Source organism: Actinosynnema sp. NPDC023658, from assembly GCF_040639995.1.
Taxonomy (GTDB): Bacteria; Actinomycetota; Actinomycetes; order Mycobacteriales; family Pseudonocardiaceae; genus Actinosynnema.
Genome location: NZ_JBFAAX010000051.1, coordinates 1 through 24,403 on the forward strand (window position 1 = coordinate 1; position 24,403 = coordinate 24,403).

The following is a 24,403-nucleotide window of genomic DNA, read 5'->3' on the forward strand; positions in this document are numbered from 1 at the left end:
GCGCTCGGCGCGGACCGCGGCGGCTCCGGCGGCCCCGCCCCGGGCAGCGTGACCAGCCAGTTCCAGGCGCCCAGGTCGGTGACGCCGCAGTCCGGCATGATCGGCGCCGCGCCGATGGCCGCACCGCCGCCCGTCGCCGGCGGCGGTGGTGAGAAAGACCGCAACCGCCCCGGTTACCTGGAGGACGACGACAACGTCTTCGGCATGGACCGCAAGGCCGCACCCCCGGTGATCGGCCTGTGACCGAGCGCGTCTTCCGGCTCAGCGAACTGGAGTTCTTCCTGCTCTGGCAGGCGGTCCACCGCGACGCCCACCCGGTCCCGCTCGGCACCAGGCACTTCGGCCACACCCAGCAGGAGCGGGACGGGCTGGTCGAGACCGCGTCCCGCGACCTCGCGGCCCGCGGTCTCGGCACCGTGCAGCGGCCGGACGAGGAGTTGTACGGCCTGCTGCGCGGCCTGGCCGAGTTCGAGGTCGGCCTGGAGGTGTTCTTCACCGTCCGGGGCGCCCAGGCGCGCGGCCTGGCCACCGCCGCGTGGCACGGCGCGTTCGCGGGCAGGCTCGGCAACCAGGTGCAGGTCGCCGGGTTCAGGCCGACCGCGCTGGCCGCCACCACGGTCAACACCCTGCCGCCCGCGCCGCCCGGCGGCGGCCGTTCGGTGAACGTGCGCTGGGACGACTACCTGGCCGCGGGCCGGGCGGGGGAGAGCGACGGCAGCGAGGGGTTCCTCGACGCGCTGCGCGCCGTCGGCCTGCGCGAGCCGGAGGCCAACACCCTGATGCGCGCCGTGACCACGCGCAGCGGCGGCGGCCAGGTCGGCGTGATCGCCCGCAACCGCGCGGGCTACCTGCACCCCACCGGCGCGGTCGTGTCGTGGCTGGACACCACCGAGGGCCGGTACCTGGTGCGCCGGCACGACGGGTGGCTCGTCGTCGCGCCCACGGACGCGTCCCGGCTGATCTCCGCGGTCGAGGGACTGGTGGCGGGCGCCGGCCGGAACTGACCCGGTGTGTGGATGACGACTGTGGTTCCCGGCCGTCCGATCGGCTAGGAACTTCAGGTATGACCGAGATGCGTGCCGGCACCGCCGCCGGCGAGGCGGAAGTCCTGTGGCGACCGGACCCCGACCGGGTCCGCGAGAGCAGGATGACCGCGTTCCGCTCCTGGCTCGCTTCGTCGAAGGGCCTCGACCTCCCCGACTACGAGTCGCTGCGGGAGTGGTCCACCTCCGACCTGGAGGGGTTCTGGGGCGCGATCGCGGAGTTCTTCGACGTGGCGTTCCACGACGCGCCCACGCGCGTCCTGGAGGCCCCCGTGATGCCCGGGGCGTCCTGGTTCCCCGGCGGCACGCTGAACTACGCCGAGCACGCCCTCAGGGGGCCGGACGCGGACCTGGCGGTCGTCTTCCACCGGGAGGACGGGCTGGCGTCCCAGCTGACGTACGGCGAGCTGCGCCGCCGGGTGGCCGCGGTGCGGGCCGGGTTCGTCGAGCTGGGCGTCCGCCCCGGTGACCGCGTGGTCGCGTTGGTGCCGAACACGCCGGAGGCGCTGATCGCGTTCCTGGCGGCGGCGTCGCTCGGCGCGACCTGGTCGTCGTGCTCGCCGGACTTCGGCGCGCGGGCGATCGAGGACCGGTTCGCCCAGATCTCACCGACCGTGCTGGTGGCCGTCGACGGGTACCGGTACAACGGGCGGGCGTTCGACGTGCGGCCGACGGTGGAGAAGCTGCGGGAGGGGATCGGGTCCCTGCGCGCCACCGTGATGATCGACTACGTCGGCGGCACGCCGTTGCCCGGCGCGGTCACGTGGGAGTCCCTGCTGGCCGACCACGCGGACGCCCCGCTGGTGTTCGAGCCGGTGCCGTTCGACCACCCGCTGTGGGTGCTGTACTCGTCCGGCACCACCGGCCTGCCGAAGGGCATCGTCCAGGGGCACGGCGGGATCGTCCTGGAGCACCTGAAGATGCTGGCGCTGCACAGCGACCTCGGTCCGGGCGACCGGTTCTTCTGGTTCACCACGACCGGCTGGATGATGTGGAACTTCCTCGTCTCCGGCCTGCTGGTCGGGTCGACCGTCGTGCTGTTCGACGGCAGTCCGGCCCACCCCGACCTCACCGTCCTGTGGCACCTGGCCGAGCAGCACCGGGTGACGTACTTCGGCACGTCCGCGCCGTACATCCAGTCGTGCCTGAAGGAGGACCTGCACCCGGCCGAGCGGTTCGACCTGACGGCCCTGCGCGTCGTCGGCTCGACGGGCGCACCGCTGACCCCCGAGGGCTTCCGCTGGATCGCGTCGGCCGTCGGCCCGGACGTCCAGATCGCGTCCGTCTCCGGCGGCACCGACCTGTGCACGGCGTTCGTCGCCGCCGCCCCCGACCTGCCGGTGTGGCTGGGCGAGCTCTCGTGCCGCGCGCTGGGAGCCGCCGTGGAGGCGTACTCGGAGGCCGGCGTGCCGGTGGTCGAGGAGGTCGGTGAGCTGGTGATCACCAAGCCGATGCCGTCGATGCCGGTGTTCTTCTGGGGCGACGAGGACGGCTCGAAGCTGCGCGAGGCGTACTTCTCCACGTTCGAGGGCGTCTGGCGGCACGGCGACTGGATCCGCGTCACCGGTCGCGGCTCGGCCGTCATCTACGGCCGGAGCGACTCCACCCTGAACCGCGGCGGCGTCCGCATGGGCACCAGCGAGTTCTACCGCGTCGTGGAGGGCCTGGCGGGGGTGGCCGACTCGCTGGTCATCGACACCTCGGGCGCCGGTCGGACCGACGGGGAGCTGCTGTGCTTCCTGGTCCTGGACCCCGGCGTCACCCTGGAATCCCTGGAACCGCGCCTGAGGACGGAGCTGAGGACCAACCTCTCCCCGCGCCACGTGCCGGACCGCTTCGTGGCCGTGGACGAGATCCCGCGGACCCTCAACGGCAAGAAGTGCGAGGTCCCGGTCAAGAAGATCCTGGCGGGCGCCGCGCCGGAGCGCGCGGTCAGCCTGGACGCCCTGCGCAACCCGGCGGCCCTGACCCCATTCCTGGACCTGGCACGAGATCTACCTCACCCCGTCACCCCCTGACCAGCGCGCGAACGCCCCCCTCACCCCGCCTGCACCGCCCCTGACCAGGGGTGATGCGGTTAGGAGGGGGGCGTTTTGCTAGAGCCCCGGGGGCATGTGTAATCTATGCGTCGTAGCCGAGGGCTCCGGGAGGCTTCGCCTAGTCTGGTCTATGGCGCCGCACTGCTAATGCGGTTTGGGTTTACCGCCCATCCCGGGTTCAAATCCCGGAGCCTCCGCAACACCCGGCTTCGGCCGGGTGACAACTGAAGAACGATGCGCTCGTAGCTCAACGGATAGAGCATCTGACTACGGATCAGAAGGTTGCAGGTTCGAATCCTGCCGAGCGCACCAGCTCAGAGGCCCGGTGGAGAATCTCCACCGGGCCTCTCACCGTATTTGTGACCACAGTTCACTTCTCGGTGCACGCTCTCGATCGCCTTGATGCAAGCGCCGGTCGTCACAACCCTTCGCTGACCCGGCGTTCGACGTGTGCCGAGGAGCGTCGGATCATGGCCCTCGCGGCTGTTCGCTAGATCACATCAGTCCGGTCGGACCACGATTGGCAGCCTCCCGGTGCATGGTCCAGTGCTTCGCGATCCAATCCAATTGGCGCATGGTGAGTTGCACGTGGGGATCTCCTCGCCTCACAGGGCGATCACGTCACCGGCCTGTGGGAGCTTGTGGTTCGGACGGCGAGCATCAACCCCGCGCCCCGTTGTTCGTCCACCCGCACGTCTTCCCCCACGATGACGGAACCCTTCCGGAGGAGGTCATCGCCACGTGCCCGCGCGGCGTTCCGCAGAGGTGGTCGGGACCGCCGGATCAGTAGCGGACGTCGCTCTGCAACAGCGGGGGATAGGTGGTGGAGGGTTCGCCGTCCACGGTGGAGCCCGCGAATTGCAGCATCGCGCGCGTGGGACCGTGCAGCGAGGCCGGGTAGGACAGGGGTGGTCGGGAGACCTCGTCCAGGGAGCGCAGGTGGTCCTCGCCCAACGTGACGTCCAGGCCCGCCAGGTTGTCCTCCACGTGTGCCACCCGACGCGCCCCGATGATCGGCACGACGGTGCCCGGACGCGCGCGCAGCCACGCCAGGGCGACCGCCGCCGGTGACGTCCCGAGCCCGTCCGCCACGGCGCGCACCACGTCGATGATCGAGTGCTGCTCCTCGCTCGGGCCACCGACGAACGCCGCTCGCGCCGAGTCGACCGCCTCTCCCCGCCGGTACTTGCCGGTCAGGAAGCCGTTCTTCAACGGGCTCCACGGCACGAGCGCCATGCCCTGGTCGAGCGCGAGCGGCGCGAGCTCGGTTTCCACCGCGCGGGCCAGGAGGGAGTACTCGACCTGCAGCGCGATCAACGGGGTCCAGCCGCGCAGCACGGCCATCGTCTGCGCCTGGGCCGTCACCCAGGCCGGCGTGTTGGAGAACCCGATGTAGCGGATCTTCCCCGACCGGACCAGGTCGTCGAGGGTCCGCATGGTCTCCTCGACCGGGGTGTTGCGGTCTCAGTTGTGCAGCCAGTACAGGTCCAGGTAGTCGGTCCGCAGGCGGCGCAGCGTGTCGTGCAGCTGGTGCACGATCGACCCACGGCCGGCTCCACCGCCGTTCGGGTCGCCGGGGAACATGTTGACGAAGAACTTCGACGCCAGCACCACCCGGTCACGTCGCCCGGGCCGGGCGGCGAAGTGGTCACCGAGGATCTTCTCGGAGTGGCCGTTGGTGTAGAAGTTGGCGGTGTCGACGAAGTTCCCGCCGCGGTCCAGGTACGCGCCGAGGATCCGCTCGGACTCCTCCACGTCGCACCCGGCGGCTCCCGGGTCGTCGCCGAAGGTCATCGCGCCGAGCGCGAACGGGCTGACCCGCAGGCCGGAACGGCCGAGGGTGACGTAGTGGTCGAGCGGCATGGCGTGCTCCCTGGGACGTCGGATCGGACTTCCCCAATCCCACCGCGCCACCGCAGTCGTCGAGTAGACCGATACGCCCGACCTCTTGCCTGATCCTGCCGACTTCGCCCGGATCGGGCTTGTCGCGAACCGCCGGCGGTGTTTCCGTGGACGGGTGCGCACCACCACCGCCCTGCTCGCCGAGATCTGCGACCTCATCACCACCCACACGCGCCCGGACCTGCGGACGTCCGTCGACGGCCTGCTGCTGTCCCGGGTAGACGCCGCCCCGCCGGACTACTCGTTGACCGAACCGCTGCTGGTGGTGATGGCCCGGGGTGCCAAGAGGCTCCTGCTCGGTGACCAGGTCCACGAGTACCGGGCGGGCCAGTACCTCGTCGTCACGGCGGACCTGCCGGTCACCGGCCACTACCTCGACACGCCGTCGCTGGGGCTGGGGCTCGTGCTGCGACCGGCCGTCCTCGCGCAGCTCCTGCTGGAGGCGCCCGGCGCCCGGACGACGACCACACCACCCGCGATGGCGACCGGTGAGGCGGCCGTCGACCTGCTCGACGCCGTGGCCCGCCTGCTGCGCCTGCTCGACCACCCGGCGGACGCCGCGGTGCTCGCGCCGCTGGTCGTGCGCGAAGTCCTGTGGCGCGTGCTGACCGGTCCGGCCGGCGGCGTCGTCCGGCAGATCGGCCTGGCCGACAGCAGCCTGTCGCACGTCAGCCGCGCCATCCGGTGGATCCGCGACAACTACGCCGAGCCGATGCGCGTCCCCGACCTGGCGCGGCTGGCCGGGATGAGCCCGTCGGCGTTCCACCGGCACTTCCGCGCGATCACGGCGATGAGCCCGCTGCAGTTCCAGAAGCGCATCAGGCTCCAGGAGGCGCGCTCGCTGCTGGCCACCCGCCCTGGTGACGTCGCCGGCGTCGGCCACCTCGTCGGCTACGACAGCCCGTCCCAGTTCAACCGCGAGTACCGCCGGCTGTTCGGCGCACCGCCCGGCCGGGACGGTGCACTCCTGCGCGGCGACGCCGTGCCGCACCTGCCCTGGGGTCGCTTGCACCGTGGAGCGACGGGCCGTGATCGGTGACGTCGTAGCGCTCGTGGTCAAAGATTCTTGACATCGTGTCAATCAGTGCTTACCTTGGCGATGTCAAGTTTTCTTAACATGGAGTGTGCGCGATGTCGTACGAGGAGAGAGGGAACCTGGTGTACCTGGTGGTCAGCGCGCTGACCTACCTCGGGTACGTCGCGGTCGTCCTGGGACGGGCCGGCGGTGGGCCGGTGGCCGACGTCGCCTACGTGGCACCCATGTTGTGGTCCATCGGCCTCTCCGTCGGGCTGGCGATCGTCGGGCGCGTCGCGGTGGAGATCGCGAAGCCCGGCGGGAGCTTCAAGGTCGACGCGCGGGACCGCGACATCAAGCGGTTCGGTGAGCACGTGGCCGGGGGAGTGCTCGGCGTCGGCATGGTGCTGCCGCTCGTGCTGGCGCTGGTCGAGGCGCCGCACTTCTGGATCGCCAACGCGATCTACGCGGTGTTCAGCGCGTGGGCGGTCTTCGGGGCCGCGGTCAGGTCGGTCGCGTACCGCCGGGGGTTCTGAGGTGGGCAAGCCGACCCGGATCACCAACTCCATCCGCGCACTCCGCTTCGCGCACGGCGAGATGACGCAGGCCGAGCTGGCCAGGCGCCTCGACGTGACCCGCCAGACCGTCATCGCCATCGAGCAGGGCCGCTACTCGCCCTCGCTGGAGATGGCCTTCCAGATCGCCCGGGTGTTCAAGGTGCCGCTCGGCGACGTGTTCCAGTACCCGGAGGACGACTCATGAGAGCCATGACCCAGGACGCGTACGGCGTCCCCGAAGAAGTGCTGCGCCCGACCGATGTCGAGAAGCCGACGGCCAAGCCCGGCGAGGTGTTGGTGCGCGTCGCGGCCGCCGCCGTCTCCGGCAGCGACTGGCACATCCTGCGCGGCCTGCCCTACGCGGCACGGCCGGTGGTCGGGCTGCGCCGGCCGCGCAACCGGGTGCCCGGCCTGGAACTCGCCGGCACGGTGGAGGCGGTCGGGCCTGGCGTCACGACCGTGAGAACAGGCGACGAGGTGTTCGGGTGGTGCTCCGGCGCGTTCTGCGAGTACGTCGCCGTGCCCGCGGACCAGGTGACGGCCAAGCCCGCCAACCTCACGCCGGAACAGGCCGCGGCCGTGCCGATCGCCGGGTTCACGGCGTTGCAGGCGGTCCGGGACGCGGGACGGGTGCGGGCCGGGCAGGAAGTGCTGGTGCTGGGCGCTTCGGGCTGCGTCGGCACGTACGCCGTGCAGCTCGCCAAGCACTACGGCGCCGAGGTGACCGCGGTGTGCGGCGCGGCGAAGGCGGAGATGGTCGCGGAGCTCGGCGCGGACCACGTGCTCGACTACGCGGCCGGGCCGTTGACCGCGAGCGGGTTCGACGTGGTTCTCGACCTCTACGGCAACCCGTCCCTGCGCACCCTCAAGCGGCTGCTCGAGCCGGGCGGGACGGTCGCGCTCGTCGGCGGCACGGGCGGTCGGTGGTTCATGGGCACCGACCGGTGGTTGCGCGCGCTGGTCGCCGCGCCGTTCCTGGGGATCAAGGCACGGCCGCTCGTGCACAAGGACCGCCTGGACGACCTGGTGCTGCTGCGCGACCTCATCGAGGCCGGTGCGGTCAAGCCCGTGCTCGACCGCACCTACCCGCTGGCCGACGCCGCCGCCGCGATCGAGGACGTGCGGCGTGGCCGGGTGCGCGGCCACGCCGTCGTCACGCCCTAGTCACCACCGCGACGGCGCGGGCGGCGGCACGACGGCCGGCCGGTCGTCGCAGGTGATCGTGTTCGGCAGCATCCACGGGGCGAGCCAACCGTCGTTGCCGCCGAGGTCGACCAGCGCGAACTCCGAGCCGGTCGCCGGGAAGTTGAACGCGCCGCAGTTGTTCACCGGCACCGCGCCGACGTTGCGGGCGTCCACGTTCTCGAACGACGCCGACCCGGCCGCCCGCGCGCTCACCACCGACGTGCCCGTGCCGTCCACCCGCACGTCCTGGAAGTGCAGGTTCCCGATCGAGTACCGGTCCTTGACGGCCCACTCGCTGACCAGCATCACCGCGTTGTAGGTATTGTCCAGGAAGTGGTCCCCCACCACCCGCACGTCGGCGTCGATGTCGCGCTCCAGCGCGTAGAACCAGATCGCGCCGAGGCCGATCTTCCAGTTCAGCTCGTGCGTGCCGGCCCGGACGGTGGTGTTGTCGGTGATCCGGACCTGCCCGGTGAACGGTTGCGCGCCGAACCGCGACCCGAGGTGGATGCCGCTGCCCTCGCGCACCGGGTCGGCCACCAGGTTGCCCACGACGGCGTTGTCCGTGCCGCCGTACAGCGCGATCCCGTTGGCCAGCACGGGAGACTGGACGGTGTTGCGCTCGAACCGGTTGCGCGCGTCCTGCCGGTGCTCGGACCACATGGCCAGGCCGTCGTCACCGGTGTTGCGGAAGAAGTTGTTGCGCACGACCGAGTCGGTGACGCCGGTGTGGAAGTTCATCCCGTCGGCCACCTGGTCCACGACGGTGTTGTCGGTGATCGTGACGTTCGACATCGGTCCGTCGAACCACAGGCCGACCTTGGTGTGGTGGATGTGCAGGCCGCTCACGGTGGAGTCGCTGAGGGCCCCGCCGACGCCGTTGACCTGGTCGGTGTCGACGCGCTCGCGCACGTCGCCCTCGATGGCGAACCCGCGCAGGTGGACGTTGCGGCTGCCGCCCTCGGCCGCCGGCTTGCCGTAGAACCCGACGCCGGTGTGGACGGAGCCGTCCGGCGCGGGTGCGGGCAGGGCGACTTCACGGCCCTTGATCACGGTGTGCCAGTTGCCCGCGCCCTCGACGGTCACGTCGTCCACGACGACGTGCCGGTCGACCCGGAACGTGCCCGGCGGCACGTACACCGGCAGCCGGTGCCGCTTGGCGAACGCGATGGCGCGGTCGAACGCGTCGGCCGACTCGCGCCGTCCGGTCGGGTCCGCGCCGAACAGCAGCACGTTCGCCGCGACCGGGTTGACGTGCGGCGCGGGCACGAGCTCGGAGTCGAGCAGGTCGATCACGGTCCACGCGGCGTTCGTGCCGACGGGCGCGGTGAGCCGGACGCGGTCGCCCGCGCGGTAGGTGCGGTCGAGCCTGAGGCGCTGCTCGTCGTAGAAGTGGCTGGGGCGGAACGGCTTGGTGACGACCGGCGCGGGGGTGGTCTGCGCCGGCACGCACGAGCACTCGGTGATCCACCAGTCCGGGTGCAGCAGGTCGGCGCCCGGGTCGTTGGTGAACGGGTACTGGTTGTACAGCCACGCGTACTGCGAGGTGAGCGTCATCGTCCGGCGCTGCTTGCCGTTGACCGCCACCTCGAGCGGCGCGGTGATGCCGCCGCCGCCCGGGGCGTCCGGGATGCTGTAGCGGACGGTGATCGCGTCGGCGGCCCGCGGCAGGGTGAACTCGACGTGCTGGCCGGGCGCGAGCCGGACCGCCTTCCGGCCGGACGCCTCGGACGGCAGCGCGTACGCCGTGCGGTCGGGCCCGATGACCGTGCCGGTCGTGGTGGCGTTCTCCGCCTCCTGCTCGACGAACGGCACGTCCGCGCCCCGGCCCGCGACCAGCGCCGGGTCCAGCGCGGCGCGGGTGACGACGGGTGCGGGCGGCGCGGCGTGGGCGGTGGCGGTGACGACCCCGAGGGCCGCGGTCGCCGCCGTGACGACCGCGAACCACCGTCTGGCTCCGGCTGTGCTCCGCACCATCGGGAACTCGTTTCTCTCGCGTCGGCAGGGCGTGGTGACCCTAGGCGTGCTGTGTGCCGAATCACAAGAGCTTGTCGAGTAATTTCGTCGATCTGTCAATCACTTGCGCGAGCCATCCGAAGGCTTGCGCGGGCTTGCCGAAATCAGGCCAGCTCCGCCAGCACCCCGTCGGTGAACGGCGGCCACGCCGCCACGGCCCACTCGCCGAACCTCCGATCCGTCAGCGCCACGCACGCCACGCCGGCGTCCGGGTCGACCCACAGGAACGTGCCGCTCTGCCCGAAGTGCCCGACCGTGCGCGGCGAGCTGGCGGAACCCGTCCAGTGCGGCGACTTCCCCGCCCGGATCTCGAACCCCAGACCCCAGTCGTTGTCCTTCTGCAGCCCGTAACCCGGCAGCACCCCGCGCAACCCCGGGAACGCCACCGCCGTCGCCTCCGCCACCAGCTCGGCGGACACCAGCTTCGGCGCCTGCACCTCGGCCGCGAACCGGACGAGGTCCGCCACCGTCGACGTCGCGCCGGCGCCCGCCGAACCGTCCAACGTGGACGACGCCATGCCCAGCGGCTCGAACACCGCCTCCGCCAGGTAGCGCGCGAACGGGATCTCGGTCGCCGCCTCGACGGAGTCCGCGAGCACCTGGAAGCCGGTGTTGGAGTAGATGCGCTTGGTGCCCGGCGCGGCCTGGACGTCGGCGGAGTCGAACGCCAACCCGGAGGCGTGCGCGATCAGGTGCCGGACCGTCGAACCCGGCGGCCCGGCGGGCTGGTCCCACTCGACCGCGCCCTCCTCGACCGCCACCAGCACCGCGTACGCCGTCAGCAGCTTGGTCACCGAGGCCAACCCGAAGCGGTGGTCCACCGGCCCGTGCGTGCCCAGCACCTCGCCCCGCACGTCGACCACGGCCGTCGCCGCGGTCTCCACCGGCCACGATGACACCGCCTGCAAGCTCTCCATGCCGCAGACTCTGCCACGTGTCACCACGAGAGCTGGTCGTGCTCGGCACCGCGAGCCAGGTGCCCACCCGCGCGCGCAACCACAACGGCTACCTGCTGCGCTGGGACGCGGAGGGCTTCCTGTTCGACCCCGGTGACGGCACGCAGCGGCAGATGACGCGCGCGGGCGTGGCGGCCCACGACATCACCAGGTTGCTCATCACCCACTTCCACGGCGACCATTGCCTCGGCGTGCCGGGCGTCGTGCAGCGGATGTCCCTCGACGGCGTCCCGCACACCGTGCACGCGCACTTCCCGGCCGAGGGCGCGGAGTACTTCGACCGGCTCCGGCACGCCAGCTCGTTCCACGACGTCGCGGACGTCCGCGCGCACCCGGTCGACGGTCCGGGCGTGATCGCGGAGGGGCCGTTCGGCCGGCTGGAGGCGCGGCGGCTGGACCACAGCCTGCCCGCGTACGGCTACCGCCTGGTCGAGCCGGACGGCCGCACGATGGTCCCCGAGCTGCTGGCCGCCCGCGGCATCGGCGGCCGGGCGATCCGCGAGCTGCGACCGCCGCTGCTGGACGAGGTGAGCGTGCCGCGCCGGGGTCAGCGGTTCGCCTTCGTGATGGACACCCGGCTGTGCGAGGGCGTGTTCGAGCTGGCCGAGGGTGCGGACATGCTGGTCATCGAGTCGACGTTCCTGCACGTCGACGAAGCGCTCGCAGTGGAGCACGGCCACCTCACCGCGCGCCAGGCGGCCCGGGTCGCGGCCGAGTGCGGGGTGCGCAAGCTCGTCCTCACCCACTTCTCGCAGCGCTACACCGACCCGCGCCTGTTCCACGACGAGGCCGCCGGGGTGTTCGGCGGCGACGTCGTCGTGGCCGCCGACCTGGACCGGGTCATGATGCCGAAGCGGAGGTGACGACGAGCGTCGGCGTCCCGTGGTGCTCGACCACGAACGGTCCGAACTCGACCCTCACGTCACCGAGGGCGTGCAGCGCGCCGGTGACGATCCCGACCACGAGGACGACGCCCAGCAGCAGTCGCAGCAACGCGGGCCAGCTCGTCGCGAGACGATGCAGCAGGGCGGGCCAGCCCTTGGGATCGGACGTGCTCATCTTCTGCTCTCCTCCAGGTTGCTCCTACAGTCCGAGTGAATGGCAAAAAGGTGTTGTCGGGCAAGCTCCGCAGCCGAAAATTGAACGGCAGTTCGGTGCGCGGGGGAAATTCTTCGGCAATTGTCGATGAGGGCTTCCCCGGCTGGTTGAAGTTGCTCTGAGTTTTCGGCATCGAGCGAAAACTTCTCGGAAATTTCCCTGGTCAAGGGCGCTTCCAGCCTACTGTGACCGCACTTGTGCGGCTACTTGCGAGTAGCTCTCGGTTGTCCTGCTTGTCCTTTCGGCGGTTGCCCGAAAGGGCAATCGTTCCGCTACTATCCGGGCCATCTCCCCTTGCCGGTGCGGTCGTCGAGGAGCGTTCGTGCAGGAATTCACAGTGAAGAAGATGCGTGCGGGCCGGGGTGTGCGGGACGAGGGCCTCCTGGCCATCCGGGGGACCGGGTTGGGGCGGAGGTTGGGCGTCTCGGCGTCGGACGACGCGTTGACCGTGCTGGTCAAGGTCTCGTGGCAGGTCGAACGGGTCATCGGTGAGGTGAGCGGCGACCCGCGCTCGCGGCGCGTGCTGCGGTACAGCTTCAACACCCCACGCGTCCACGCCCTCAATCGGCTGGCTACCCAGAAGGAGCGGCTCGAATTCCTCGCGAGGGACGGTGGGCCGGGAAAGAGCACGTCGGACCGGCTGGTCAGCGAACTCAGCGAAGCGATCGAAGAGCGGTGGGGCAAGTGCGAGCCGCCGCCGATCCCGGCGGTTGAGTTCGCGCTCTGGCGGCAGTGGGAGCAGGATCACGCGCGGATCGGAAGCGGCACGATCCACATCGAGGTGGACGCCGACGACTTCGAGCAGAGCATCCACGACTGGATGACCGGAGGACGTGCCCGCGTCGAGCGCCGATTGCTCTTCCAAGAGCTGTACTTCGACCTCGTCGACGGGACCGTGCCGTCGGTCCGGACGAAAAGCGGCGTGCACTACGTCTCCGTTTTCACCCGTCCCGAACACCTCGCCGAATTCCGGCGCGAGACCAGCGCCCCACCGGGTCGGCAAGTCGTGGTGCCCGGCCTGGAGCTGTTGCGCCGCCTCCGAGCCACGGGGGTCGGTCTCGCCCTCAACCCGTTGGTGAGGGGTGGCGGGAAGTCCTACTGGACCCCGGACGAGGTGGCGGCGCTGGTGCCGCGAGGGGAGGGCTGACGGTGGGGACGGGAGGGTACGACGTCGACCTCGCGGAACTCGACCACCTGTCGCGGGCGTTCCGGGCGGTGGGCCAGGACGCGCGCGGCTCGGTCGCGTGGAAGTTCAGCGTCGCCGTGGAGCCGCTGGCCGAGGACGACCCGCTGCGGCACGCCGTGGAGGTCTACCAGCGGAGCCTGCGCGGCGCGTTGGATCGGTTGTGCTCCGGGGTGGACGACGTCGCGAGCGCACTCGTCGAGACCGCGGCGACGTACGAGCAGCTCGAACAGACGACGGGCGTTGCCCTGCGTGCCGCCGGTCTTCCGGACGAGTGACCGACGTGGTTCACCCCCCGTGGGCGCCTCGGCCCGGTGACGACGATGACGATCCCCTTCCGCCTCTGCCGCGGGAGAACGGGCTCGTGTGCCCGTGGTGCTCGAGCCCGGTCGCGCCGCCCGAGGGCGGGACCGCCACGCCGTCGGCCTGCCCGCGGTGCGACCGTGAACTGCCGTCGGGGCAAGCGCCGGGCAACCCCGGGTGGACGCGGGCCTTCGCCGAGAGCGCAGCGGCTCAGCGCGAGCCGTTCAGCGACGCCGAGGAGCGGTTGCGCGGCCTCGCCGCGTCCCACTGGAGCGGACAGGCGCACGACGCGTTCCTCGTGACCCGTGACCGGCTGGTCGGTGAGTGGCGTGCGGCACGGGACATCCACGACGCGGTGGCGCGACGAGTCGACGGCCACAACCAGTACGTCCACGAACTGCAGCACCTGTGGGAGGCCGATCGCGGGATCGCCGGCGCGCAGCTGCACTCCGCCGACGTCTACCGGCGTGCCGTGGCGTCGTTGGCCGACGAGCTGCTCCGCCGCGCGGCAGAGCTGGACACCGTCGCCGCCAAGCCGCTGCGGCCCGAGCCGCCGGCCGCGGCCACCGCGATGCCTGAACCGCGCGCGTCCGCCGGTCCTGATCCGGAGCGCGGGCGCGAGCGACGGCCGGAGCGCACGCCGGAGGCGGAATCGAAGCCCGAGTCGGAATCGGACTCACCGCCCGAGCCGGAACCCGCGGAGGAGTCCGCTTCGCCGGACACCGAGGCGGACCGGCAGATGTCCGCGGATGACCACCCGGTCTTCCGGATCCGCCGGCAGAGCATGGAGCGCTTGGAGGAGGAACTGCGCACCGGCGAACGCTTCTACTTGATCAAGTGGGAGGACGGACCGGCGGCGTGACGCTCAGGTCCGGTGTGGACGCTCGGTCGCCCACTGGTCGCGGACCAGGGTGGTCAGGTCCGAGCAGGTCGGCCGCCAGCCCTGCGCGCGCAGCCGGCTCGTGTCCGCGCGCAGCTCGCGCACCTCGCCGGGGTGCGCGGGCCGCCGCACGACCGGCACCGGCCGCCCGGTCACCCGTTCCACCGCGGCCAGCACGTCGGCCACGCTCGCCGGCGTCGCGCCCACGTTGAGCGCCGCGTACCCCGACCCCTCGCCCTCCACCGCCGCCACGAACGCCCGCGCCACGTCCCGCACGTGCACGAAGTCCCGCACCGCCGACCCGTCCCCGAACACCTCCACCACCGGCAGCCGCCCGGCCGCCGCACCGCAGGCCCTGGTGATCAGGCGCGTGTCGTCCCGGTCCCCGCCGCCCGCGACGTTGAACAGCCGCAGCGCCACCCCGCTCACCCGACCTGCGGCGCACGCCCACGCCAGCACGTCCTCGGCGGCGGCCTTGGCGGCCGCGTAGGGGTTGGTGGGCGCGCGCGGGGTGTCCTCGGTGATCGTCGCGACGCCGGCCGCGCCGTAGACGCCGGCCGTGGACGCCAGCACGAACCGCGGCGGCGGCGACCGCAGCAGGTTCACCGTGCCGCCCACGTTCACGTCGTAGTACCGCACCGGGTCGTCGAACGACTCGCGCACCCGCGCGAGGGCCGCCAGGTGCACCACCGCGTCGACGTCGCCGGAGCCGTCGACCGCGTCGGCCGACCGGACATCACCCGAAAAGGGGATGGGCGTGTGGCCGGCCGCGGACAGCTCCGCCAGGACCACCCGCCCGACGTACCCGGTTGATCCGGTGACCAGAACGCGCATGGCGACATCCCAGCACGTCGGCCGCTCGCGCACCCCCGGGCGGACACTCCGGAACTCGGTGCAAATTCACCCTAAAGGTGGGGACCGGCGGGGCCGATACAACCCAAGTGAGTTACCCGCACCCAGCAACGCACACGAGCATCGAGGGCGTGCTCGCCGAGCACGCCGTGCACGAGGCCAAGCGGCAGGCCTTCCTGGAGACCGCCGCGGCGATCGTGGCCGCCGCCCCGCCGTCCGTGGACGACACGCTGCTGGGACTGCTGCTCCCGTTCCCCAAGGCCAAGGGCCCGCGCGCTTTCCTGAACCGGGTTGACCAGGTACTTCGCGACGCCGCTCGATGATCTCGCGAAGACGTCGCTGAGCCCATCGGCAAGTTTCATCCGGTCGTTGCCGGACCGTGCTGGGCCGATCACATCGCCTGCCTCTACAGTGCGTGGCACCCGGCGCTCGCCGGCTGTCTCGTCTGCTTCTCATAAAGCGAGTTCTCGGCGATGGATCACGTCCTTTCCGCGCTTCAAGCGCGCCTCGGCACCCTGTTCGGCGACCGGTTGGTCGTGCTCGCGGGCGGCACCCGGCTGAGTAGTCGCGCGGGCGAACTGCACCAGCTCGGCGCCCGCCACACGCTCGTGCTGTCGACGGACGACCACGCGCCGCTGCACGACTCCGAGGTGGCCCGCTGGGTGCCGCTCGGCATCGCGGGCGGCTTCGTCGCGGTCGAGCAGAACCGGCTCACCAAGCTGCTCACCTCACCCAACCGCGCGGTCCGCGAGGTGCTGGAGGACTTCGACCCTCGCGGCGAGGCCCTGGTGATCAGCACCCCGTACGTGCACACCCCGGAGTTCGCGGGCCGGCCGGTGCTCAACGCCCGCCGCCCCGAGTGGGTGGAGCTGGAGAACAAGACGACGATCGACGGGCTGTGGGACGAGCTGTCCGCACCGCGCGCCCCGGCCGTCGTGCTCGGTCTCGACTTCGAGGGCCTGTGGGCGGCGACCCAGCGCCTGGACCGCGGCGCGGGCGTCGTCTGGTCCGGCGACGGCCCGGCGATCAACGGCGGCGCGAACTTCGTCCGCCGGGTCCGCGACCGGCAGGAGGCGCAGGACGCCTTCGACGTGCTCGCGGCCAAGTGCGACTTCGTCCGGGTGATGCCGTTCCTGGAGGGCATCCCGGTCAGCGTGCACGGGATCGTGTTCCCGGACGGCACCGCGGTGCTGCGCCCGATCGAGATGGTCGTGCCGCGCCGCGCGGGCCAGGCCCGGTTCCTGTACGCGGGCTGCGCGTCCTACTACGACCCGCCGGCGTGGATCCGCGAGGAGATGCGCAACCTGGCCCGCCGGGTCGGTGAGCGGCTGCGCGAGACCGTCGACTACCGCGGCACGTTCACCCTCGACGGCATCGCCACCGCCGACGGCTTCCTGCCCACCGAGATCAACACCCGGTACGGCGGCGCGATGGTGTGCTTCGAGGACGCCCTCCCGCAGCTGCCGCTGGCGCTGGTGCAGGTCGCCCTCGTCGCCGGGCACGACCTGGGCGTGTCGTCCATCGAGTTCGAGGAGCTGCTGGTCTCGGCCGCGGACGACTACCGGCACGGCTCGGTCGGCGCCAACGTGCGCGCGGTCTCGCCCACCGAGGTGGTGGAGCGGCCGATCGTGTTCACCGAGTGGTCGTGCCGGTTCGCGCACCCGGAGGAGGCGCCGCACGGCGTGCTGCGGCTGCGCCCGTCACCCCTGGGCGCACGGCTGGAGCTGGACTTCTTCGCCGAGCAGCTGCCGCCCGCCCGTCCGGTGGTGGCGCTGACCGTGGCCGCGTTCGCCCTGGCCGACCAGGAGTGGGGCACCGCTCTGGGTCCGCTGGAGCCCGCCGTGGCGATCGCGGACGGCGAGGCCGACGCGGCGGTCGTGGAGCCGACCGCCGTCACGGCGTGATCGTCGACCGGTCGGCCCTGGGCCGGCCGGTCGTCAGATGGTGATCGTCACGCCTTCCTGGTCGTCCCCGTAGGCGGCCAGGAAGGCGTACCGGTAACCCATGAGCTGCAAGGTCACCTCGTTCGGCTGGTGCGGCGGGTAGGCGTTGTCGCGGTAGGCGCGCAGCAGCTCCGGGTGGCACTGGGCGGTGGCGCGCAGCAGCGCGGGGGTGACCGGGGTGTCGCTCACCAGGTGCAGCGCCACCCTGGCCGCCAGGGCCAGCAGCCGCGGCGAGCGGTCCGCGGAGGCGATGGCCTCGGCCACGTCCACCACGTGCCGCGGCACGACCTCGGGCACCGCGATGGCCAGCGCCATGGAGCACGCCACCTCCGCGCCCGCCAGCGCGTCGAACACCTTGTGCGCGCACTTGGCCACCTCGTAGCGCGCCTGCGTGAGCCAGTCGGGCGGCCGGCGGGGCAGCTCGCGCCCGACCGCGTTCCACCGGCGGCGGGTGCGCTTGCCGTCGTCGGTGAAACCCGCGCCGGCCAACGCCATCGCGGCCAACATGAAGATCACCCGATCGCGGCTGTCCGCGGGCACCCGGTAGCTCGCGCCGAGCTCCGCGAGGAACGGCACGGCCCAGACGCTCGCCTCGGACACCGTGTCCTCGACGAGCAGCCGGTCCGCGAGGGCCTGGCAGGCCGCCTCACGTGCGGCCTTCTCCCCGTGGACGACCCGGCGCATCAGCTCGTCCACACCCGCCCCGTGGGCGAGCACCGACCACGGCATGTCCTCCAGTCCACGCAACGGGTCGGGCCGTTGCCACGCAGGTGGGAGCTCCATGGCGGGCAAAGTACGCGATTTCGCGGACCGGTACCGACGGGATCACTCGCCGGTGGGGCGGGTGACCACCGTACGATCACGCGGTGCGCGGACCCACCTTCAAAGTCGTCGACCTGTTCTCCGGCGCCGGTGGCATGAGCCTCGGCTTCCAAGCGCACCGGGACTTCACCATCGTCGGCGCGGCCGACGCGCAGATCGGCAAGCCGTCGTCCCGGCTGGGGTCGTTGCGCTGCAACGGGATCTACCGGGACAACATCGGCGTCGACCCGTTGCAGGTGGACCTGGGCCGGCTCGACCCGGCCGTGCTGCGGCAGGTGTGGAACCTCCGGCGGGGCGAGCTGGACGTGCTGGTGGCGTGCCCGCCGTGCTCGGGCTTCACCCGGATCGCGCCGGCCAACCACCTGCGCGACGACCCGCGCAACTCGCTGGTCGGGCGGGTCGCGGCCTACGTGGCCGAGTTCCGGCCGCGGGTGCTGGTGCTGGAGAACGCGCGCGAGCTGGTCAAGGGCAAGCAGCGGCACCACCTCGACGGGTTGGCCGAGCAGCTGCTGGAGATCGGGTACGAAGTGGACGCGAGCACGCACATGCTGTCGCGCTTCGGCTTGCCGCAGCTGCGGGAGCGGGCGATGGTCGTGGCGGTGGACTCGGGCGTGCCGCTGCGCACGTTGGACGACGTGTGGCAGGGCTGGGAGGTCCGGCCGGGCGCGGTGACCGTGCGGCGGGCGATCGGCAAGCTGCCCGCGGTCGAGGCGGGCGAGGCGCACCCGGAGGACGGGATGCACGTGTCGCCGTCGTTCCGGCGGGACCGCTCGCTGGACCGGATGCGGGCCATCCCGGCCGACGGCGGGTCGTGGGGCGACCTGGTCGGCTCGGCCTCCGAGCTGCTGCTGAACCCGGCCCAGCGCAAGATCATCCAAGAGGGCAAGTGGGGCTCGCACCCCGACGTGTACGGCCGGATGTGGTGGGACGAGCCGGCGCGCACGATCAAGCGCGAGTGCGGCCACGTCGGCAACGGCCGGTACGCCCACCCGGAGCAGCACCGGCTGTGCACGGTGCGCGAGATGGCGCTGCTCCAGGGCTTCCCGCGCAAGTTCCGGTTCGACGTGTCGGTGATCGGCAACGCCTACCGGCACCTGGGCGACGCCGTGCCGCCGCTGATCTCGTTCCAGCTCGCGGCGCTGGTGAGGTGGATGCTGACCGGTCAGCCGCCGACGGCGCGCGACCTGTGCCTGCCGGGCACGTCGCTGCGGGTGGGGGACATCCGCCCGGTCACGCCGTCCGCCCTGGTCGCCTAGATCACCGTTTGGCAACGGTGTGGCCTCGAAAGCGGGTCGGCCATGATTACGTGCATTCCACTGTGGACCGCTTGAGCTGCGCAAACGCAATCGCCACGGGCAATCCATACCCGTTTCGGCCGAAGTCGAAACGGGTCGCGCGGTCGATTCCCGACACCGCGTCGACGCCGGAGGATCATCCCTTGTGGACCGGGGACCGGTGTTTCCGCTGCTGGTGAGCCCTGCTACCGCGCGTGTCCCCCTTCCTCGATCGGGTGAACATCATCGGCTACTGTTCGGCTGATTCCTGTCGTTCCGGTGTCGGAGCGCTCTGCCAAGTAGCTCCCCGGACGGCACGGACCGCCGCCTTGAACCACACCAACGGGCTACCCTCGCGAGCCTCAAGGAGACAAATGGCTTCCCGGTCGACTCTCAAGCGCCTCGGCGCTGCGATCCTCGGTGCCGGCCTCGTCCTGATGTCGGCCCTGCCCGCGGCGGCCGCCGACAAGCCGAAGGTCGAGCCCTACGACGGCGCGAACGAGCCCGGCATGGGCGTCTACCTCGAACGTGGCGGCGAGCTCCTCGACGGCAACGACCGCGAGGACGGCAAGCAGGCGTTCAACGCCAGCTTGATCGGCCTGCGGCTGACCAACGGCAGCGACAAGCAGACCGCCAAGGCGTACTGCGTCGAGCTGCCGACGCCGCTCCAGGACGGCACGCCCCTGGAGGAGGTGCCGTGGGGTCAGCACCCCAACCCGGACACCAAGTTCAAGGAGAACGCCGCCAAGATCAACTGGGTGCTCCAGAACAGCTACCCGGCGCTGGACGCGGCGAAGGCCTACGAGCAGTACGGCCTGAACCCGAAGAACAAGGAGAGCATCCTCATCGCCGCCACCCAGGCGGCCGTGTGGCACTTCAGCGACGGTGTGAACCTGCGCAAGGACAACGCCACCACCGAGGACGAGGACGTCTACGACGGCACCGTCGACGACCTGGCCTTCAAGGTCTACGAGTACCTGACCACCAAGGCCGAGGACCTGGCCGAGCCCAAGCCGACCCTGTCCATCGAGCCGGGTGAGCTGTCCGGCAAGGCGGGCGAGAAGATCGGCCCGTTCACTGTCGCCACCACGGCCAGCGAGGCGATCCTGACCGCCGAGCTGCCCGCGGGCGTCTCGATCGTGGACGCCAACGGCAACCCGCTGTCCGTCGTCGACCCGGACGCCCTCAACGCCGCCTCGGAGCCCACGAAGGTGGCCGAGGTGTGGGTCAAGGTCGACTCGGGCGTCGAGCCCGGCGAGGTCGAGTTCACCGTCTCGGCCAGCGCCAAGCTGCGCAGCGGCCGGCTGTTCGTGTCGAGCGACAGCAGGCACAAGACGCAGTCGCTGATCATCGCCCAGTCCGAGGACTTCCCGGTCACCGCGACGGCGAAGGCCAAGTGGGTCGAGGGCACCGTCGTGACCACCACGACGGAGGCCACGACCACCACCGCGCCGACGACGACCACCACGACCGAGGCGCCCACGACCACCACCACGGTCGCGGCCGGTGGCGGCAACAACGACAACCTGGCCAGCACGGGTGCGTCCATCTTCGTGCCGCTGGCCATCGGCATCGGCCTGCTGGCCGCGGGCGCCGGTGCGCTGCTGTTCCTGCGCCGCAAGCGCGCTGCCTGATCCGACAGAGCGACGGAACGGCCCCTCGGGAATCCCGGGGGGCCGTTCCGCGTGCCGGGGCCCTCGGCCGTTCGCGGACTGGGGGTGCGGGGTCGATTCGGGTAGCCTGCGTCAGGACTGCGGAGGAGCACGATGAACTTCGAGAACAAGGCGTCCGAGCTGCTGGAGCAGGTCGAATCGGTGGCCGGTCAGGCCAAGGACACGTTCCCGGGTGGAGAGTGAACTCGTTCAACACGGCTGAGCGGGCCAACCCTTCGGGTGAGACGCGCTCCGCCGCCGCGCAGATGGTGACCTGGCAGGGCTACGACGTGCCCCGGCTGGAGCAGGTGCGCTTCCTGCTCTCGGAGCGCAAGCTCCGCGCCTCTGGCCGCCTGGTGACCGCCGGCCCGGCCGAGCAGTTCAGCGGGTCGTTCGAGGTGTCGGTGGGCGAGACCGGTGCGGTCACCCGCCTGCTGCTGCGGACGGCCACGTTGTCGGAGGAGCGGCAGATCTCGGTCAGCCGTTCGTCGGAGGGCATCTGGCTGGTCGACTCCGGGCAGGGCGCCGAGCGCGCGGACTTCGACGGCGCGGTGGACGTGGACGTGCAGTTCGCGGTCCTGTTCAACGCCATCCCGATCCGCAGGCTCAACCTCCAGCTGGAGGAGGGCGAGCACGAGATCCCGGTGGTCTACGTGACGCTGCCCGACCTGTCGGTCCAACTGGTCCGCCAGCGCTACCGCACGGTGTCGATCAGCGAGGACCGCGCGGTCGTCTCGTTCACGCACGGCGAGTTCGAGCAGGACATCACCGTCGACCGGACCGGCCTGGTCGTCGACTACCCCCGCATCGCCTACCGCATCTGACCACCGCCCACCCACACCCGCAGCGACCTCGGCCAACGTCGGCTCGCCGCTCGCGCGCTCGCCCGAACGGGCGTTGTCGGCCCCGTCAGGGGAGCTGATCATCACTTCGGGCGAGCAATCGCTTGCCCGTCGTGCGAGCACGCAACGATCGTCGGGTGAGCGCACACGTCTTCGTCGACGAGTCCCGTCGATCGAGCTACCTGCTGGTGGCCGCGTACGTACCCGTCCGGCACCTCGTGCCGGCCCGTGCCCTCATGCGCCGCCTCTGCCTCGCTGGTGAGCGGCGCGTGCACTTCCAGGCCGAGAGCGACAACCGGCGGCGGACCATCGTGGCTCGGCTGGTCGAGGAGCCGCTGCGGATCCGCGTCTACACCGGGCGCGGCGCCATGGAACGGGTCCGGGCCGCGTTGCTGCATGAGCTCGTCGCGGAGGTGCTGGACGCGGGAGCCCAACGGCTGGTGATCGAGTCCCGTGGCCTCGTCCGGGACCGTGACGACCGCCGTGGGATCGTCGGAACGCTCCAGCGACTCCGCGCGCCCGATGATGCCCTGGCCTACGAGCACTTCCAGCCGCACGAGGACCCGGCGTTGTGGGTTCCCGACGCCGTGGCGTGGTGCTTCGGCGCGGGAGGCGAGTGGAGGCGCCGGGTGGAGCCGTTGGTCGACAAGGTCGTCGACTGCGGTGACCTGCCGCGGAGGCGGGGCTGAACAACGCGAAACCCGGGCGCCCGTCGTCCGGCGGGATCCTGCCCGGGTCCACTTCCTCGGCCTAGCGGCCTCGGCTGGTCCAGAGCTTAGCAAGCCGTCCCGGCGGCGCGCTGTCGCTAGATCAGGCGATTGCCGCCCGACGACCTCACACGCGCACGGCGATCGCCATGCCCTGACCGACGCCCACGCAGGCCGCGGCCACGCCCAGGCCGCCCCCGCGTGCACGCAGGTGCCGGCACAGGTCGACCACCACGCGCGGGAACGAGGCGCCGAGCGGGTGGCCGTACGCGATCGCCCCGCCGTGCACGTTCACCTTCTCCCGCTCCACCTCGGGCAGGTGGTGGAGCACCGACAGCGCCATCGCCGCGAACGCCTCGTTGATCTCCCACAGGTCGACCTGCTCGGAGTCGACCTTCAGCCTGGTCAGCAGCTTGCGGATCGCGGACACCGGGGCCAGGGTGAAGTGCTGCGGCTCCTCCGCCGTCACGGCCGACCCGAGGAACTCGCCCAGCGGCGCGATCCCCAGCGACGACGCCGCCTCCTCCGACCCCATCAGCACCGCCGCCGCGCCGTCGTTCAACGGCGACGAGTTGCCCGCCGTCACCGGCCCGCCCTCGGAGAACGCCGACTTCAGCTTCCCCAGCCGCTCCACCGACGTCTCCGGCCGCACGGACTCGTCCCGCCGCACGGGTGCGCCGTCCGGCAGCTGCACGGGGAACGCGAACCCGTCGTGCACCCCCGCGTCCCACGCCGCCGACGCCCGCCGGTGCGACCGCAGCGCGAACAGGTCCATCTGCTCCCGGGTGATCCCCAGCTCCACCGCGACGTCCTCCGCCGCACGCCCCAGCGGCACGGTCCACTCCGCCTTCATCCGCGGGTTCACCAGCCGCCAGCCCAGCGCCGTCGACACCGACTCCAACCGGTCGGCGAACGGCTTGTCCGGCCGCGGCACGACGTACGGGGCCCGCGTCATGCCCTCCACGCCACCGGCGACCAGCAGCGACGCGTCACCGAGCGCCAACGCCCGTGCGGCCTGCACGATCGCCTCGCCACCGGAGGCGCACAGCCGGTTGATCGCCACCCCGGGCACCGACGTCGGCAGCCCGGCCAGCAGCGCGGCCATCCGCCCGATGTTCCGGTTCTCCTCGCCCGCGCCGTTGGTGTTGCCCAGCAGCACGTCGTCGATCGACGCGGGGTCCAGCCCGGGGTGCCGCCGCAGCAGCTCCACGATGGGCAGCGCGGCCAGGTCGTCCACCCGCACGCCGGACAGCCCACCGCGGTAGCGGCCGAACGGGGTGCGGGCGGCGTCGAGGATGAGGGGGCGCGACATGCGCCCCATCTTCTCACCGGCCGACGAAGAACGGGATGTAAGCCGAGGTGGGGCGGGTCTCACCGGACGTGCCGAACAGCCGCACCTCGATGATGTGCGGCCCGGGCGACAGCCCGCCGGTGTTCAGCGCGAACCGGTACCGCCCGGCGATCCCGGGTCCGCCGGACGCGGTCGGCACCATGGCGACCCGGTTGTCGTCCACCCGCAGGCTGAACCCGGCCAGCCCGGCCAGCGCCACCCCGGACCGACCCTCCAGGACGAGGTCGAACACCATCCGCCCGGGCTGGACCGCCGCACCCTCGGGCACGGTCTGGCCGCTCGCGTCGAGCACCGTGCCGTTCACCCGGGCGAGCTCCAGCTCGTTGCCGTGCAACGCGGCCTTCTCCGTGCTCGGCGGCGAACCCGTGAACGACCCGCTCAGCTCCAGGTCGACGTGCGTGGCCTGCACCCGCAGCGCGGTCACCAGCGTGACGGCCAGCTTGCCGGACGGCGTGACCCGCACCGCCTCCGCCGGCAGGTCCGCCACCACCGGGTACGCCACCCCCGCCCGCCACGGCGCACCGACCAGCGCCGGTCTCAACGGCACCAGGACGCCCGCGGCCGACACGGAGAACGACGGCGCCTCCGGTGACCCGTCGGTGTGCAGCAACGCCATCCGCAGCTGCCCTCCCGTCGCGCCGGGCCACGCCTGCAGGGGACCGAGGGCGGGCGGCTCCACCGCGACGGCGACCTCGACCGCGGGTCCCGGCACCCACGCCGGGGCCTCGGCGTGCGCCGCGTCGAACGCGATGAGGCTGACCGCCGCGCGCTGCCCGGTCGGCC

23 protein-coding genes, 2 tRNA genes and 2 pseudogenes are annotated in these 24,403 nt (G+C 71.8%); 19 read left to right on the plus strand and 8 right to left on the minus strand.

Annotated elements, in window-relative coordinates:
- The 5 genes and pseudogenes from AB0G02_RS09495 to AB0G02_RS09515 form a co-directional block, all read left to right on the plus strand.
- Positions 1-243 (plus strand): annotated as a pseudogene (locus tag AB0G02_RS09495) (hypothetical protein); the annotation flags it as partial.
- Positions 240-1,004, plus strand: coding sequence for an ESX secretion-associated protein EspG (locus AB0G02_RS09500; RefSeq protein ID WP_360791859.1), 765 nt, complete (start codon positions 240-242; stop codon positions 1,002-1,004). The pseudogene AB0G02_RS09495 and the gene AB0G02_RS09500, both read left to right, overlap by 4 nt.
- 59 nt (positions 1,005-1,063) lie before the next feature.
- Complete coding sequence (locus AB0G02_RS09505; RefSeq protein ID WP_360791862.1) at positions 1,064-3,061, plus strand: acetoacetate--CoA ligase; 1,998 nt, start codon at positions 1,064-1,066, stop codon at positions 3,059-3,061.
- 128 nt (positions 3,062-3,189) lie between these two features.
- Positions 3,190-3,279 (plus strand) — tRNA-Ser (locus AB0G02_RS09510).
- Between the two features lie 39 nt (positions 3,280-3,318).
- A tRNA-Arg gene (locus tag AB0G02_RS09515) sits at positions 3,319-3,394 on the plus strand.
- A gap of 471 nt (positions 3,395-3,865) precedes the next feature.
- Here the strand turns inward: AB0G02_RS09515 and AB0G02_RS09520 are convergent.
- Positions 3,866-5,143, minus strand: a pseudogene (locus AB0G02_RS09520) (aldo/keto reductase).
- Here AB0G02_RS09520 and AB0G02_RS09525 point away from each other — a divergent pair.
- From AB0G02_RS09525 to AB0G02_RS09540, 4 genes are all read left to right on the plus strand, one after another.
- Positions 5,100-6,023, plus strand: coding sequence for an AraC family transcriptional regulator (locus tag AB0G02_RS09525; protein ID WP_360791865.1), 924 nt, complete (start codon positions 5,100-5,102; stop codon positions 6,021-6,023). The pseudogene AB0G02_RS09520 and the gene AB0G02_RS09525 overlap by 44 nt on opposite strands.
- A gap of 92 nt (positions 6,024-6,115) precedes the next feature.
- Positions 6,116-6,535, plus strand: a complete 420-nt coding sequence (locus AB0G02_RS09530; RefSeq protein ID WP_360791867.1) for a hypothetical protein — start codon at positions 6,116-6,118, stop codon at positions 6,533-6,535.
- 1 nt (position 6,536) lies between these two features.
- The gene (locus AB0G02_RS09535; RefSeq protein WP_230570115.1) at positions 6,537-6,761 is read left to right on the plus strand and encodes a helix-turn-helix transcriptional regulator; all 225 of its coding nucleotides are present in this window, start codon (positions 6,537-6,539) and stop codon (positions 6,759-6,761) included.
- Complete coding sequence (locus AB0G02_RS09540) at positions 6,758-7,720, plus strand: NAD(P)-dependent alcohol dehydrogenase (RefSeq protein WP_360791872.1); 963 nt, start codon at positions 6,758-6,760, stop codon at positions 7,718-7,720. The genes AB0G02_RS09535 and AB0G02_RS09540 overlap by 4 nt, the downstream gene beginning before the upstream one ends.
- Here the strand turns inward: AB0G02_RS09540 and AB0G02_RS09545 are convergent, their stop codons facing one another.
- A complete protein-coding gene (locus AB0G02_RS09545; protein ID WP_360791875.1) occupies positions 7,721-9,718 on the minus strand; it encodes a glycosyl hydrolase family 28-related protein in 1,998 nt (665 codons plus the stop codon).
- A 143-nt stretch (positions 9,719-9,861) separates the two neighbouring features.
- Positions 9,862-10,674: a serine hydrolase domain-containing protein gene (locus tag AB0G02_RS09550; protein WP_360791878.1), complete on the minus strand. Its 813-nt coding sequence runs from the start codon at positions 10,672-10,674 to the stop codon at positions 9,862-9,864.
- A 17-nt stretch (positions 10,675-10,691) separates the two neighbouring features.
- Between AB0G02_RS09550 and AB0G02_RS09555 the strand changes: the two genes are divergently transcribed.
- On the plus strand, positions 10,692-11,576 hold the full coding sequence (locus tag AB0G02_RS09555) for a ribonuclease Z (RefSeq protein ID WP_360791881.1): 885 nt from the start codon (positions 10,692-10,694) through the stop codon (positions 11,574-11,576).
- On the opposite strand, the gene AB0G02_RS09560 is transcribed toward AB0G02_RS09555, so the two are convergent.
- Positions 11,554-11,772, minus strand: coding sequence for a hypothetical protein (locus AB0G02_RS09560; RefSeq protein ID WP_360791884.1), 219 nt, complete (start codon positions 11,770-11,772; stop codon positions 11,554-11,556). The two genes, AB0G02_RS09555 and AB0G02_RS09560, sit on opposite strands and share 23 nt — an antisense overlap.
- A 361-nt stretch (positions 11,773-12,133) precedes the next feature.
- Between AB0G02_RS09560 and AB0G02_RS09565 the strand changes: the two genes are divergently transcribed.
- The 3 genes from AB0G02_RS09565 (at position 12,134) to AB0G02_RS09575 (ending at position 14,159) form a co-directional block, all read left to right on the plus strand.
- Complete coding sequence (locus tag AB0G02_RS09565) at positions 12,134-12,958, plus strand: hypothetical protein (RefSeq protein ID WP_360791887.1); 825 nt, start codon at positions 12,134-12,136, stop codon at positions 12,956-12,958.
- Between the two features lie 2 nt (positions 12,959-12,960).
- Entirely contained in the window at positions 12,961-13,272 is a 312-nt protein-coding gene (locus AB0G02_RS09570) for a hypothetical protein (RefSeq protein ID WP_360791889.1), read from the plus strand.
- Positions 13,273-13,358: 86 nt separating this feature from the next.
- Entirely contained in the window at positions 13,359-14,159 is an 801-nt protein-coding gene (locus tag AB0G02_RS09575; protein WP_360791892.1) for a hypothetical protein, read from the plus strand.
- A gap of 3 nt (positions 14,160-14,162) precedes the next feature.
- On the opposite strand, the gene AB0G02_RS09580 is transcribed toward AB0G02_RS09575, so the two are convergent.
- The gene (locus AB0G02_RS09580; RefSeq protein ID WP_360791895.1) at positions 14,163-15,011 is read right to left on the minus strand and encodes an NAD-dependent epimerase/dehydratase family protein; all 849 of its coding nucleotides are present in this window, start codon (positions 15,009-15,011) and stop codon (positions 14,163-14,165) included.
- A gap of 107 nt (positions 15,012-15,118) precedes the next feature.
- Here AB0G02_RS09580 and AB0G02_RS09585 point away from each other — a divergent pair, with 107 nt between their 5' ends.
- Together AB0G02_RS09585 and AB0G02_RS09590 are read left to right on the plus strand one after the other, a co-directional pair.
- Entirely contained in the window at positions 15,119-15,352 is a 234-nt protein-coding gene (locus tag AB0G02_RS09585; RefSeq protein WP_360791898.1) for a hypothetical protein, read from the plus strand.
- A gap of 150 nt (positions 15,353-15,502) precedes the next feature.
- On the plus strand, positions 15,503-16,933 hold the full coding sequence (locus tag AB0G02_RS09590; RefSeq protein WP_360791900.1) for a hypothetical protein: 1,431 nt from the start codon (positions 15,503-15,505) through the stop codon (positions 16,931-16,933).
- A 33-nt stretch (positions 16,934-16,966) separates the two neighbouring features.
- On the opposite strand, the gene AB0G02_RS09595 is transcribed toward AB0G02_RS09590, so the two are convergent.
- Positions 16,967-17,755 carry a hypothetical protein gene (locus AB0G02_RS09595; protein WP_360791903.1) on the minus strand — a complete coding sequence of 263 codons (789 nt, stop codon included), beginning with the start codon at positions 17,753-17,755 and terminating at the stop codon, positions 16,967-16,969.
- An 83-nt stretch (positions 17,756-17,838) separates the two neighbouring features.
- On the opposite strand from AB0G02_RS09595, the gene AB0G02_RS09600 reads away from it, so the two are divergent.
- The 4 genes from AB0G02_RS09600 (at position 17,839) to AB0G02_RS09615 (ending at position 22,251) form a co-directional block, all read left to right on the plus strand.
- The gene (locus AB0G02_RS09600) at positions 17,839-19,050 is read left to right on the plus strand and encodes a DNA cytosine methyltransferase (protein ID WP_360791906.1); all 1,212 of its coding nucleotides are present in this window, start codon (positions 17,839-17,841) and stop codon (positions 19,048-19,050) included.
- Between the two features lie 392 nt (positions 19,051-19,442).
- The gene (locus AB0G02_RS09605) at positions 19,443-20,702 is read left to right on the plus strand and encodes a thioester domain-containing protein (protein WP_360791909.1); all 1,260 of its coding nucleotides are present in this window, start codon (positions 19,443-19,445) and stop codon (positions 20,700-20,702) included.
- 218 nt (positions 20,703-20,920) lie between these two features.
- Positions 20,921-21,544 carry a putative glycolipid-binding domain-containing protein gene (locus AB0G02_RS09610; protein WP_360791912.1) on the plus strand — a complete coding sequence of 208 codons (624 nt, stop codon included), beginning with the start codon at positions 20,921-20,923 and terminating at the stop codon, positions 21,542-21,544.
- A 155-nt stretch (positions 21,545-21,699) separates the two neighbouring features.
- Positions 21,700-22,251 carry a hypothetical protein gene (locus AB0G02_RS09615; RefSeq protein ID WP_360791915.1) on the plus strand — a complete coding sequence of 184 codons (552 nt, stop codon included), beginning with the start codon at positions 21,700-21,702 and terminating at the stop codon, positions 22,249-22,251.
- Between the two features lie 145 nt (positions 22,252-22,396).
- Here the strand turns inward: AB0G02_RS09615 and AB0G02_RS09620 are convergent, their stop codons facing one another.
- Both AB0G02_RS09620 and AB0G02_RS09625 read right to left on the minus strand, forming a co-directional pair.
- Positions 22,397-23,581 (minus strand): thiolase family protein, encoded by a 1,185-nt coding sequence (locus tag AB0G02_RS09620; RefSeq protein ID WP_360791918.1) that lies wholly within the window; start codon positions 23,579-23,581, stop codon positions 22,397-22,399.
- A gap of 13 nt (positions 23,582-23,594) precedes the next feature.
- On the minus strand, positions 23,595-24,403 hold an 809-nt coding region (locus tag AB0G02_RS09625), incomplete at its 5' end, for a hypothetical protein (RefSeq protein ID WP_360791922.1).

Excerpts from the sequence above, each read along its gene's own strand:
- AB0G02_RS09540 (WP_360791872.1), top strand. The coding sequence starts at position 6,758 with ATGAGAGCCATGACCCAGGACGCGTACGGCGTCCCCGAAGAAGTGCTG.
- AB0G02_RS09620 (WP_360791918.1), bottom strand. The coding sequence starts at position 23,581 with ATGTCGCGCCCCCTCATCCTCGACGCCGCCCGCACCCCGTTCGGCCGC.
- AB0G02_RS09550 (WP_360791878.1), bottom strand. The coding sequence starts at position 10,674 with ATGGAGAGCTTGCAGGCGGTGTCATCGTGGCCGGTGGAGACCGCGGCG.
- AB0G02_RS09605 (WP_360791909.1), top strand. The coding sequence starts at position 19,443 with ATGGCTTCCCGGTCGACTCTCAAGCGCCTCGGCGCTGCGATCCTCGGT.
- AB0G02_RS09595 (WP_360791903.1), bottom strand. The coding sequence starts at position 17,755 with ATGGAGCTCCCACCTGCGTGGCAACGGCCCGACCCGTTGCGTGGACTG.
- AB0G02_RS09580 (WP_360791895.1), bottom strand. The coding sequence starts at position 15,011 with ATGCGCGTTCTGGTCACCGGATCAACCGGGTACGTCGGGCGGGTGGTC.
- AB0G02_RS09530 (WP_360791867.1), top strand. The coding sequence starts at position 6,116 with ATGTCGTACGAGGAGAGAGGGAACCTGGTGTACCTGGTGGTCAGCGCG.
- AB0G02_RS09505 (WP_360791862.1), top strand. The coding sequence starts at position 1,064 with ATGACCGAGATGCGTGCCGGCACCGCCGCCGGCGAGGCGGAAGTCCTG.
- AB0G02_RS09545 (WP_360791875.1), bottom strand. The coding sequence starts at position 9,718 with ATGGTGCGGAGCACAGCCGGAGCCAGACGGTGGTTCGCGGTCGTCACG.
- AB0G02_RS09560 (WP_360791884.1), bottom strand. The coding sequence starts at position 11,772 with ATGAGCACGTCCGATCCCAAGGGCTGGCCCGCCCTGCTGCATCGTCTC.
- AB0G02_RS09590 (WP_360791900.1), top strand. The coding sequence starts at position 15,503 with ATGGATCACGTCCTTTCCGCGCTTCAAGCGCGCCTCGGCACCCTGTTC.